The sequence below is a fragment of the Corallococcus sp. CA053C genome, assembly GCF_003611675.1.
In the GTDB taxonomy this organism is placed as follows: domain Bacteria; phylum Myxococcota; class Myxococcia; order Myxococcales; family Myxococcaceae; genus Corallococcus.
The window spans coordinates 1-12,322 of the sequence record NZ_RAWA01000300.1; the positions used below are offsets into that span (position 1 = coordinate 1).

Here is a 12,322-nt window from a genome sequence, read left to right on the forward strand (position 1 = left end):
GACGCGCACTGCCACATCGCGTCCTACGAGCACACGCCCCGGTCGTTCGTCGACGGGGCCATCTCCAACATCGTCACGGCGCTGGTGGCGCAGGGCGTGAAGGCCAACCCCAAGACGATCGCGCAGATGTACCACCAGAAGATGCAGGACCCGCTCTGTGACGAGCTCGTCGCGGAGATGGCGGAGGCTGGCATCGCGAAGAGCATCCTGCTGGTGCCGGACTTCACGCACGCGCTGAAGGACTGCGCGCTGACCATCGAGGAGTCCTTCCTGCGGCACCGCGAGGTGCTGCTGCGGCACCCGGGGAAGTTCGAGGTCTTCGGCGGTGTCGACCCGCGCTGGGGCAAGGACGGGGTGACGCTCTTCGAGCGCTCGCTGAAGGAGTTCGGCTTCCGCGGCTTCAAGGTGTACCCGCCGTGCGGCTACAGCCCGAGCGACCCGGGGTTGTTCCCGTACTACGAGCTGTGCGCCGAGTACCGCGTCCCGGTGCTCGTGCACATCGGGCCCACGTCGCCCGCGCTGGCCTTCGACACGACGAACCCGTTCCTCATCGACGTGGCGGCGCGGCGCTTCCCTTCGGTCAACTTCATCCTGGCCCACGGTTCGGTGAACTTCGCCGAGGAGTGCGCCATGTTGTGCTCGCACCGGCCGAACGTGTACCTGGACGTCAGCGGCTACCAGGGCACGCTCCGGACGGATGGGACGGCCCGGGTCGTCAAGACCGCGGTGTCGCGGGGCATCAACCACAAGATCCTCTTCGGCACGGACTGGCCGGTATTCCGGCTCCAGGGCAACCAGCACGGCTTCCTGACGACGCTCACGGACGAGGGCGGTCCGCTCTCCGAACTGAACGAGCGCGAGCAGGAGCTCATCCTCTACAGGAACATCGAGCGCCTGCTGTCGGCCGCCGGTGGCGTCTAGGGAGCCGCTCCGGCCATGTACATCCACGTTCGCGGTGTCCGACTCTTCTTCGACGTCGAGGGGGCGAAGCTGCTCCCCGACGGGCCCGCGATGCGCGAGCGGCCCACCTTGCTGCTGCTGCACGGCGGACCGGGGCTGGACCACACGTCGATGCGGCCGGCGTTCTCCGCGCTCAGCCAGTTGGGGCAGGTCATCTACCTGGACCAGCGTGGGCACGGGCGCAGCGACCGCAGCGACGCCGCGCACTGGTCCCTGGCGGAGTGGGCGGACGACGTGCGCGCCTTCTGCGACGCGCTGGGCATCGAGCGGCCCATCGTCGTGGGCACGTCCTTCGGAGGCTATGTCGCCATGGCCTATGCCATCCGCCACCCCGAGCACCCGGCGAAGCTCGTGCTGGTCAGCACGGCCCTGCGCGGGACGGGCAGCGTGGAGCGGCGTGGCCGGGTCCTGGACACCTTCGAGCGGCTGGGGGGGAGCGCGGCGCGCGAGGCGGCCCGCCGCGTCTTCGAGAACCGGACCCCTGAAGCTTTGGCCGAGTACTTCCGCGTGTGCGGCCCGCTCTACACGCGCAAGCCCGGCGACCCGGACGCGGTGAAGCGCGGCCTGCGCAGCCCGGAGGTGCTGCCGTACTTCGAGCGGCCCGGCGGCGAGGGCGTCACCTTCGACTACAGCCAGGAGCTCTCCCGCGTGCGCTGTCCCACGCTGGTGATGGGGGGCGAGGAGGATCCCATCACCCCCATCCTGGAGCAGCAGGCGATCGCGGACGCGCTGCCCCGCGAGTGGGCGCGGTTCGAGCGCTTTCCCCACTGCGGGCACGGCGTCTGGCGGGATGACCCGGAGCGCGCCTTCCAGGTCCTCGCGAAGTTCGTGGCGGACTGAGCCATGCACCACGAAAGGAAGGCGGGGCCATGCTGACATTGGGAATCGCGGGGGGACTGGATCCCGTCCACGAGGAGCGCTTCGACTCTCCGGAGAACTACACCTACGACGGCGCCGCCGTGCTGGTGGAGGACGGACAGGTCGTCGCCGCCATCGAGGAGGAGCGGCTCAACCGCATCCGGCACTCGAACAAGTTCCCGGTGCAGGCGATCCGCTTCTGCCTGGAGCAGCGGGGCATCCGGCTCCAGGACGTGGACCGCATCGCGTACTACGTGCACGAGGAGGCCGCCAACGGACTGCTGGCGCGGCTCCAGTTGGCGAGCCCGTCCCTCACGCTGCGCGCGGACGCACGGGCGCTGATGGCCGGGGTGCTGGGGCGCGAGTTCGGGGCGGTGGACCCCGCGCGCCTGCGGTTCGTCCAGCACAAGCTGACGCACGCGGTGTCCGCCGTGGCGCACTCCGGGTTCGCGGAGAGCTTGGTGATGATCATCGACAACGCGGGCGGCGTCTTCCTGGGCCGCGCGGCGGACACCGGCGGGGTGACGCTGGAGTCGCTCACCGCGCTACCTCCCGCGAAGTCGCTGGGCCGGCTGGCCCAGGCCGTGCTGCCCTTCCTGGGGCTGGGGCTGTTCGACGAATACAAGGCAATGGCGCTGGCGCCGTATGGCGACCCCGCCGTGTTCGCGCCGGTGTTCGCGCAGTTGCACGAGCTGCGCCCCGACGGGGACTACGTGCTGCACCTGGACCGGGTCGCCCTGTTGATGGGCAAGGTGGCCCCCCGGCGCAGCCACCAGGAGTTCAGCCCGGCGCACCGCGACCTCGCGGCCGCGTTGCAGCGGTGCATGGAGGACATCGTGCTCCACGTGCTGCGGCACTACCAGGCCGTGACGGGCCAGCGGCGCCTGTGCCTGGCCGGGGGCATGGCGGAGAACGTGAGCACCAACGGGCGCGTGTTGTACTCCGGCCTCTTCGACCAGGTGTTCGTGCATCCCGCCGCGTATGACTCGGGCTGCGCGCTGGGGGCCGCGCTGCTCGCCGCGCAGGAGGCACCCGTCCCGGGCCGCACCGGGCTGGTGCGCCACGTGTCCTGGGGCACCGACGTGGGCGCGTCCGCGTCCATCGAGGCGGAGCTGGAGCGCTGGCGGGGCTTCCTCTCCTTCGAGAAGCACACGGACGTCGCGGCGGCGGCGGCCCCGCTGCTGGCGCGCGGCGCATTGGTGGGCTGGGTGCAGGGCCGCTCGGAGTTCGGCTCGCACGCGCTCGGTCACCGGAGCGTGCTGGCGGATCCGCGGCCGGTGGAGCACCGGGCGAGGCTCTCCAAAGCGCTGGGCCGCGGCGAGGAGTACCGCCCGCCGGGGCTGTCGCTGTTGGAAGAGGACCTGCGGGAGTTCATCGACGCGCCGCCCGGGCTGGAGGCGGCTCCCTTCATGGCGCTCGCGCTGAAGGTGCGCGAGGACAAGCAGGCGCTCGTGGCCGCCGGCACCCACGTGGACGGGACGGCGCGGGTGCAGACGGTGTCCCGGGACGTGAACCCGCGCCTGTGGGCGCTGCTGGCCGCGTTCAAGGGACTCACCGGCGTTCCCGCGCTCGTCCAGGCCTCGTTCAACAACGGTACCGAGCCGACGGTGGACTCCGTGGAGGACGCGGTGGTGTCGCTCCTCACGACGGGCGTGGAGCACCTGGTGGTGGGGGACTTCATCGTCGGCAAGCGCACGCCGTCGGAGGAGGACTGGCTGGCGCTGGAGGTGTCGCTGCCGCCGTACGTGAAGGTCCTGCACTCGCGGGGCTTCGTTGAACGCCAGCAGAAGGCCGCCGTCTTCGAGCTGGCGACGTCCTACGACTCGCGCCTGCGCCGCCGGCTGTCGGAGGGCCTGGGGGCCGCGCTGCTGCGGCTGGACGGGGCGCTGTCCGTCCGGGCGTTGCTCGCGGAGCAGGGGAGCGGGGCGGAGCGGCGCGGGGCCCTGCTCGCGGAGCTGAAGGAACTCTGGACACAGCGACTCGTGGTGCTGCGCGCCCATGCCGGGCAGGAGCGTGGTTCGTGACAACCGCAATCGAAGCGCGCCGGGACCTCCCGTCGGATGACGCGGCGCTGGACGGGCCGCAGCTGGACACCATCGCCGCCGCGCTGGAGGACGGCGTGGCGCGGGGCGACCTGTCGGGCTTCTACCGGGCCTTCCGCGCGACGGAGCTGCCCTTCATGCTGGAGGCCCACGCGGGCGATGTCGCCGGGCTGTTCCGCCGCGTCTTCCGCGTCCTGCACCGGCTGGGCGGCATCTCGCCCGCGGCGGCGCTGGCGGTGGAGAACCACTACTACGTGAGCTCCGCCATCGGGACCTTCCCGGCGAGCGACGACCCGGTGCTGGAGGAGCGCAAGCACGCGCTGCTGGCCTCGCTCGTGGGCGGGCGGCAGCTGGTGGCCAACACCAACTCGAAGGTGCACGGCGGCAAGCTGGGCGAGGTGGGCACGCGCGCCGTGCGCGAGGCCGGGGGCTTCCGCATCTCCGGCACGGCGGCCTACACGTCGCTCGCCACCCAGGGCGACCTGCTGGTCTTCATCACGCAGATCGAGGGCGAGGGCCCCGCTGTCTTCTCCATCACCCCGATGCAGGGCAACCCCGCAGTGGAGATTGGCCCGTTCCTGTTCCCCACCGCGATGCTGGACTCGGACACGCGGAAGATCTCCTTCCACGACCTGGTGCTCCCCGCCAACGCGCTGGTCGCCGGTGGCCGGGACACGCAGCCCGCGCTGACGGGGCTGCTGTTCAGCTTCGAGATGGCCTGGCACCAGCTGCTCATCCCGGCGCTGTACCTGGGCGCCGCGGCGAGGGCCATCGAGGAGGTGCGCCGGTTCCTGCGCGCCACGCGTGGCCGCGACGAGCGGCCGCTGGCGGAGCTCGACGGCATGGTGGTGGACGTGGGTCGGCTGGCCATCGAGTACCGCGCGGCGTGCTGCGTGGTGGAGCGCGCGGGCGAGGCCCTGGACGCGGTGAAGCACCTGCCGCGCGACGCGGAGCTGCTGGGGCGGGCCGTGGACCTGGCGGGCGCGGCCAAGTACGTGGGCACCCGTTGCGCTGAAGAGGTGGTGACGGCGGCGCGGCGCATCGTCGGCGCGCGCTCGTTCGCGGGCGGCCACCACCTGGAGCGGCTGTCGCAAGAGGTGATGTTCGGCCCCCTGGGCCCGGAGGTGAGCGCCGTCATCGAGCGCCGCTACGGGCGGCAGGCGCTGGGTGAGCGCTCGTTCGTGGATGGCGCCTGACGCGGCCGGCTTCCCGCCGCCGCTCGCATGGATACGCAGACTGAACTGGAGAGAACGCGATGCTAGTCCTGGGTTTCAGCGGAGGTTTCAACCTGGTCCACGAGAACCCCTACGAGGTTCCGCGGGCCTTCACCCATGACGGTGCCTCCGTCCTCGTGGAGGACGGCCGGGTGGTGGCCGCCATCGAGGAGGAGCGCCTCAACCGCATCAAGCACTCCAGCAAGTTCCCGACGCGCTCGATGCGCTTCTGCCTGGAGCAGCGGGGGGCCCGCATCCAGGACGTGGAGCGCATCGCCTTCTACGCCACGGAGAAGTACTGCAACACGCTGCTGTCCCGGCTGTACATGTCCCGGCCGGAGATGAAGACGCTGCCCGACGCGCGGAGCCTGGTGCGCGGGCTGCTGGAGCAGGAGTTCCAGTGCGACATCGATCCGGACCGGATCATGTTCGTGCGCCACCACATGGCCCACGCCATCAGCGCGCACGCGATGTCCGGCTACGACAAGAGCCTGGTGCTGGCCATCGACGGGTACGGCGACTTCCTGTCCGGGCTGGTGGTCCGTGCGTCCGGTTCGACGCTCACGGAGCTGGAGAGCTACCCGCAGAGCAAGTCGCTGGGCGTGCTCTACCAGGACGTCATCCAGTTCCTGGGGTACGGCGCGTTCGACGAGTACAAGGTGATGGGGCTCGCGCCCTACGGCAACGCGGCCACCTTCCGCAGCGTGCTCAAGGGGTTCTACGAGCTGCGCCCCAACGGCGGCTACGAGCTGTTCCTGGACCGCATCCCCACGCTGCTCGGGCACGTGGAGATCCGCAAGAAGGGCATGCCCTTCACGCAGCAGCACATGGACCTGGCGGCGTCGCTGCAGGAGGTGCTGGAGGACATCGTCCTGCACATCCTGCGTCACCAGCGCGAGGCCACGGGGGAGCGCAACCTGTGTCTGGCGGGCGGCGTGGCGCACAACTGCACGATGAACGGCAAGGTCCTGTACTCGGGCCTCTTCGACAACGTGTACGTCCAGCCGGCGGCCCACGACGCGGGCTGTGCCCTGGGCGCGGCGCTGCTGGCCTCGCAGGAAGCGGGGCACCCGCCCCGGATGGGCGCCCAGGACCACGTGTACTGGGGTTCGGACATCGGTGACGACGCCGCCATCGCCCGGGAGCTGGAGAGCTGGCGCGGCTTCTTGAGCGTGCGCAAGAGCGCGGACGTGGCGCGCGACACCGCGGCGCTGATGGCCAAGGGTGGCGTGGTGGGCTGGGTGCAGGGCCGTTCGGAGTTCGGCCCGCGCGCGCTGGGCAACCGGAGCATCCTGGCGGACCCGCGCCCCGCGGAGAACAAGGACCGCATCAACCAGATGGTCAAGAAGCGCGAGGGCTACCGGCCCTTCGCGCCGTCGGCCCTGGAGGAGGACGCGCGAAACTTCTTCGACCTGCCGGAGCATGCCGGCGCGCTGCCGTTCATGATCTTCGTGGTCAAGGTGCGCGAGGACAAGCGGGCCCTGCTGGGCGCCATCACCCACGTGGACGGCACCGCGCGGCTCCAGACGGTGTCCCGCGAGCAGAACCCCCGGTACTGGGCGCTGATCAACGCGTTCAAGGAGATCACCGGCGTCCCGGTGCTGCTCAACACGTCCTTCAACAACAACGTGGAGCCCATCGTGGACTCGGTGCAGGACGCGGTCGTGTCCTTCCTGACCACGAAGCTCAACCACCTGGTGGTGGGGGACTACATCGCGGAGAAGGTCACCCCCACGACGGAGGACTGGCTGGCGCTGCGGGTGTCGCTGCCCTCGTACGTGTCGCTGCACCACTCCAAGAGCTTCGCGGATCCGGAGCACATGGTCGTGCGCTCGGAGATCCGGACGTCCTACGACGCGCGCTTCCGCTTCCCGCTCTCCGACAAGCTGTGCGCGCTGTTGATGACGCTCGACGGAGAGACGTCCGTGGGCGAGCTGCTGCGGGAGCACGGCGTGAAGGCGGAGCAGGAGCCGGCGCTCCTGGAGGAGCTGGGTGAGCTGTGGGCGCAGCGGCTGGTGCGGCTGAGCCCGACCGCCACCCGGCGCGCGGCGTCCCCGCGTCCGGCGGCCGATTCGAAGTCCTTTGCTGGCAGCCACACCTAGCGCTCGCGGAACCCCCCTCATGAGCCAGTCCAAGGCGAACTCCCCCGAGCAGTGTGCCACCCTGGTCGACCTGCTCCGCATGCGCGCGGAGCAGCGGCCAGAGGTGACCGCCTATCGCTTCCTGTCCACCGGCGACATCGACGGGGACATCGAGCAGTGGACGTACGCGGAGCTGGACCACCGCGTGCGGTCGACGGCGGCGCTGCTGCAGCAGGCGGGGGCCCAGCAGGAGCGGGCCCTGTTGCTGTATCCGCCCGGCCTGGAGTTCGTTTCGGCCTTCCTGGCGTGTTCGGCCGCGGGCGTGGTGGCGGTGCCCACGTACCCGCCGGACCCCATGCGCATCGAGCGCACGCTGCCCCGGCTCCAGGCCATCGCCCGGGACTCGCGTGCGCGCTACGTGCTGACGACGGCGGCCATCCAGGAGATGGGGCAGGAGCTGCTGCCCCAGGCGCCGGAGCTGGCCGCGGCGCAGTGGATCGTCACGGATCAACCGACGGAGGCGCTGAGCTCGGTGTGGCGGCCGCCGGACATCACGCCCGACACGCTGGCCTTCCTCCAGTACACGTCAGGCTCCACGGGTCAGCCCAAGGGGGTGATGATCAGCCAGCGCAACGTGCTGCACAACCAGAAGCTGATTGCCCAGGGCTTCGGGCACTACGGCGATCCCGAAGTGCACGTGGTGGGGTGGCTGCCGCTCTTCCACGACATGGGTCTCATCGGCAACGTGTTGCAGCCGCTCTTCCTGGGCAACACCTGCACGTTGATGTCGCCCATCGACTTCCTGATGCGGCCGATGCGCTGGCTGGAGGCCGTGTCGCACTTCCGGGGCACCACCAGCGGTGGTCCGAACTTCGCGTACGACCTCTGCGCGCGGAAGGCGAAGCCCCATGAGATCGAGCGGCTGGACCTGCGCTCGTGGGCGGTGGCCTTCAACGGCGCGGAGCCCATCCGCAAGGAGACGCTGGATCGCTTCACGGAGACCTTCCAGCCGGCGGGCTTCCGGCGCGAGGCGTTCTATCCCTGCTACGGCCTGGCCGAGGCGACGCTGCTCGTGACGGGCGTGGAGCGAGGCACGCCGCCCCTGTGCAAGACGGTGTCGGCGGACGGGCTGGAGCGCAACACGCTGGTGGACGCGTCGGGTGACGGCGACGCGGGCGTCATCCTGGTGGGGTGTGGCCAGGGCTCCGCGGAGCAGACGCTGGCCATCGTTCCACCGGGCACGCGCCGCGCCTGCCCGGACGGCACGGTGGGCGAGATCTGGGTGAGCGGCGACAGCGTGGCCCGGGGCTACTGGGACCGGCCGGAGCTGAGCGAGCAGACCTTCGGCGCGACGCTTGAAGACGGGGACGGGCGGACCTTCCTGCGCACCGGCGACCTGGGCTGCGTGGTGGACGGGCAGCTCTTCGTCACGGGCCGCCTGAAGGACCTCATCATCCTGCGCGGCCGCAACCACTACCCGCAGGACATCGAGTTGACGCTGGAGCGCAGCCACCGGGCCGTGCGCGCCGGGTGCTGCGCGGCGTTCTCCATCACGGTGGGCGGCGAGGAGCGGCTGGCGGTGGCCGCGGAGGTGGACCTGCGGGGTGACGGCGTCACGACCGACGCGCTGGTGGAGGCCATCCGGCGCGCGGTGGCGGAGCACCACGGCGTGCATGCCCACGCGGTGGTGCTGCTCCAGGCGAAGTCCATCCCGAAGACGTCGAGCGGGAAGATCCAACGCCACGCCTGCCGCAACGGCTTCCTGGCGGGGACGCTGGAGACGGTGTCGCAGTCCGTGATGGAGGGCGAGGAGGGCACCGACTCCGAGGTGGACGCCGCGGGGTTGGGGGACGCGCTGCGCGCCGCCGACGCGGACGGACGGCGGCAGTTGTTGGAGCAGCTGGTGCGGCGTCTGGTCGCGGGCGTGCTGCGGATGGACGCGTCCCGCGTGGAGCTGTCGGCCGCGCCCGCGGGGCTGGGACTCGACTCGCTGATGGGCCTGGACCTCCAGACGCACCTGGAGACGGCGCTGGGGCTGGAGCTGCCGGAGGCGTTCCTGTGGCAGCAGCGGACCCTGGCCGGGCTGGCGGAGGGGCTGCTGTCGCTCTGGGAGGCCCGGAGCGCGGGGGCGGGGAGCGACGCGAGGGCCGCGCCGCTGGTGCCCGGGTCGTTGGAGGGGCTGCTGCCGCTCGCGTCGGGTCAGCAGCGGCTGTGGTTCCTGGATCAATTGGATCCTGGCACCCCGCTGTACACGGTCCACTTCGGCCTGCGGATGAAGGGCGCGCTCGACGTGGCGGTGCTGGGCCGGAGCCTGGACGCGCTCACGGCGCGTCACGCGGTGCTGCGCACGGTGTTCCCGAACGCGGGCGAGGGGCCCCGGCAGCAGGTGCTCCCGCACGTCGCCATCGCGTTGGAGCGAGACGACCTGCGCGCGGTGCCGGAAGGTGAGCGGGAGCAGGCATTGCGTGCGCTGGCGACGCGGTTTGCGTCCGCGCCCTTCGACCTGGCGACGGGGCCGCTGCTGCGCGCCTGTCTGGTGTCGATGGGGGAGGACGCGCACGTGCTCGTCCTCGCGCAGCACCACATCATCACGGACGGCTGGTCCATCACGCAGCTGGGGACGGAGCTGGCGGCCCTCTACGGGGCGTTCGTCGCAGGGACCGCGCTGCCGCCGGCCCCCCGGTTGCAGTTCGCGGACTACGCTCGCTGGGAGTCGTCGGGTGCGCCTCGGTTGGACGAGGCCCGGGCCTTCTGGAAGGAGCGCCTGTCCGGGCTGCGCCGGCTGGAGCTGCCCGCGGACCGGGCGCGGACGGCGCGCCGTACGTACCAGGGCGGACGGCTTGCCCTGGAGCTTCCCCGCGACGTGAGGGATCGGCTGGTGGCGTTGGGGCGCGAGGAGGGCTGCACGCTCTTCGTCACCCTGGCCTCCGCGTATGCGGTGCTGCTGCACCGGTACTCCGGGCAGGACGACTTCTGCATCGGTTCGGTGATCGCCAACCGGGGCTCGGCCGAGCGGCGGGAGCTGCTGGGGTTCCTCGCGAACACGGTGCCCCTGCGCTGTGACGTGTCCGGGGAGCCCACCTTCCGTGCGCTGCTGCGGCGGATGCGGGAAGGCGTGGCCGGCGCGCTGCTGCACGGCGAGCTGCCCTTCAGCGAGATGGTCCAGGTGGCGGGCGGCCCGCGAGACGGGGACGACAACCCGCTCTTCCAGGCCAGCTTCGTGCTGGAGAACCACCGCGTGCAGGAGCTGACGCCGGCCGGGATGCGCTGGGGTTCGGTGGCCTGGTCTCCGGACGGCTCCGTGGAAGGCACGGCGAAGTTCGACCTCTCGCTGGTGATGGCGGAGACGCCCGAGGGCCTCACCGGCACGCTGGAGTACAGCTCCGACCGCTTCGACGTGGAGACCGTACGGCGCCTGGCGGTGCACCTGCGGACGCTGCTCGACGGCATCGCGGCCGACCCCGAGCGCCACCTTGGTGCGCTGCCGTTGCTGACGCCCGAGGAGCGCCGGCGCATCCTCGTGGAGTGGAACGACACCGCGGTGGATGTGCCGCTGGAGTCGTGCTTCCCGCAGCTCTTCGAGCAGCAGGTGCGGAAGACGCCCGACGCGGTGGCGGTGGTCCACGAGGACGAGCGGGTCACCTACCGGGAGTTGAACCGGCGCGCGAACCGGCTGGCCGCGCACCTGCGCTCGGGGGGCGTGGGTCCGGACGACGTGGTGGCGCTGCTCCTGGAGCGTGGGGTGGGGCTGCTGACCTCCATCCTCGCGGTGTTCAAGGCGGGCGGTGCCTACCTGCCGTTGGATCCGCACCACCCGGCGCAGCGCCACCTCCAGGTGCTGGGGCAGGGCGGGGTCAACCGGGTGATCTCCACGCGCGGGCTGTCCGCGGTGCTGGAGGGCGCGGCGGGCCTGGACCTGTTCCACGTCGAGGACCTGGATGCGCTCCCCGCGCGGGACGAGGACCTGCCCGCCCTGAGCAGGCCGGGGCATCTCGCGTACGTCATCTACACCTCCGGCTCCACGGGGCTCCCCAAGGGGGCGATGGTCGAGCACCGGGGCATGCTCAACCACCTGTACGCGAAGCTTCGCGACCTGGAGCTGGGGCCCTCGGATGCGATCGCGCAGACGGCGTCGCAGTGCTTCGACATCTCCGTGTGGCAGTTCCTGTCCGCGCTGCTCGTCGGTGGCCGCGTGCACGTCTATCCGGAGGAGGTGGCGGGCGATCCCCGGCGCCTCTTCGAGCGCGTGGGTGAGGAAGGCATCACCATCCTGGAGGTCGTCCCGTCGCTGCTGAGGGCGGCGTTGGAGGACCTGTCCGCTCGCGGCCTCCAGACGTTCCAGGTGCCCCGGCTGCGGTGGCTGTTGTTGACGGGCGAGGCGCTGCCTCCGGGGCTGGCGCGCGCGTGGCTGGAGCGCCAGCCGGCCTGCCCGGTGCTCAACGCGTACGGGCCCACCGAGTGCTCCGACGACGTGGCGCACCATCCCATCCGGGTGCCCGGCGCGACGGGCGAGGCGTACACGCCCATTGGTCGCCCCATCCTCAACACGCGCCTGTATGTGTTGGATCGCTGGATGCACCCCGTGCCGCCCGGCGTCGTGGGCGAGCTGTTCGTGGGCGGCATCTGCGTGGGTCGTGGCTACCTGAACGATCCGGTCCGCACGAGTCAGTCGTTCCTCGCGGATCCGTTCGACGCGGGCCCGGCGGCCCGGCTCTACCGCACCGGGGACCTGGCCCGGTTCACCCCCAACGGCGAGCTTGTCTTCCTGGGCCGCGTCGACCACCAGGTCAAGGTGCGCGGCTTCCGCATCGAGCTGGGGGAGATCGAAGTGGCGCTGGAGGCGCTGCCGGCGGTGCGCGAGGCCGTGGTGGTGGCGCGCGAGGACACCGCTGGCAACAAGCGCCTGGTGGCGTACGTGGTGGCGCGCGAGGAGGTCCCGGTCGCGGCGCTGCGGCAGGCGCTCGCGCAGCGACTGCCCGAGTACATGGTGCCGTCGGTGTTCATGCTGCTCGAAGCCATGCCGCTGACGTCGAACGGCAAGGTGGATCGCAAGGCATTGCCGACGCTGCGACTGGACCGCGAAGCGCTTGGTGAGGGTTACACGGCGCCGCGCACGGCGGTGGAGGAGCTGCTGGCGGGAGTGTGGGCGGAGGTGCTGGGGCTGGAG

Annotated in this window: 6 protein-coding genes; all 6 read left to right on the plus strand. The window is 71.3% G+C overall.

Going from position 1 to position 12,322, the window contains the following annotated elements; all coding sequences use genetic code 11:
• On the plus strand, positions 1 to 921 hold a 921-nt coding region (locus D7V97_RS30560), incomplete at its 5' end, for an amidohydrolase family protein (RefSeq protein ID WP_147445035.1).
• A 15-nt stretch (positions 922 to 936) separates the two neighbouring features.
• A complete protein-coding gene (locus D7V97_RS30565; protein ID WP_120614164.1) occupies positions 937 to 1,800 on the plus strand; it encodes an alpha/beta fold hydrolase in 864 nt (287 codons plus the stop codon).
• A gap of 29 nt (positions 1,801 to 1,829) precedes the next feature.
• Complete coding sequence (locus D7V97_RS30570) at positions 1,830 to 3,842, plus strand: carbamoyltransferase C-terminal domain-containing protein (RefSeq protein ID WP_120614165.1); 2,013 nt, start codon at positions 1,830 to 1,832, stop codon at positions 3,840 to 3,842.
• Positions 3,839 to 5,056, plus strand: coding sequence for an acyl-CoA dehydrogenase family protein (locus tag D7V97_RS30575; protein WP_120614166.1), 1,218 nt, complete (start codon positions 3,839 to 3,841; stop codon positions 5,054 to 5,056). Before D7V97_RS30570 ends, D7V97_RS30575 begins: the two co-directional genes overlap by 4 nt.
• A 59-nt stretch (positions 5,057 to 5,115) precedes the next feature.
• Positions 5,116 to 7,176, plus strand: coding sequence for a carbamoyltransferase C-terminal domain-containing protein (locus D7V97_RS30580; protein WP_120614167.1), 2,061 nt, complete (start codon positions 5,116 to 5,118; stop codon positions 7,174 to 7,176).
• Between the two features lie 19 nt (positions 7,177 to 7,195).
• Positions 7,196 to 12,322: non-ribosomal peptide synthetase (locus tag D7V97_RS30585; protein ID WP_120614168.1), on the plus strand; the 5,127-nt coding region annotated here is incomplete at its 3' end.

Coding starts and splice junctions, on each gene's coding strand:
- D7V97_RS30580 (WP_120614167.1), top strand. CDS start 5,116: ATGCTAGTCCTGGGTTTCAGCGGAGGTTTCAACCTGGTCCACGAGAAC.
- D7V97_RS30565 (WP_120614164.1), top strand. CDS start 937: ATGTACATCCACGTTCGCGGTGTCCGACTCTTCTTCGACGTCGAGGGG.
- D7V97_RS30570 (WP_120614165.1), top strand. CDS start 1,830: ATGCTGACATTGGGAATCGCGGGGGGACTGGATCCCGTCCACGAGGAG.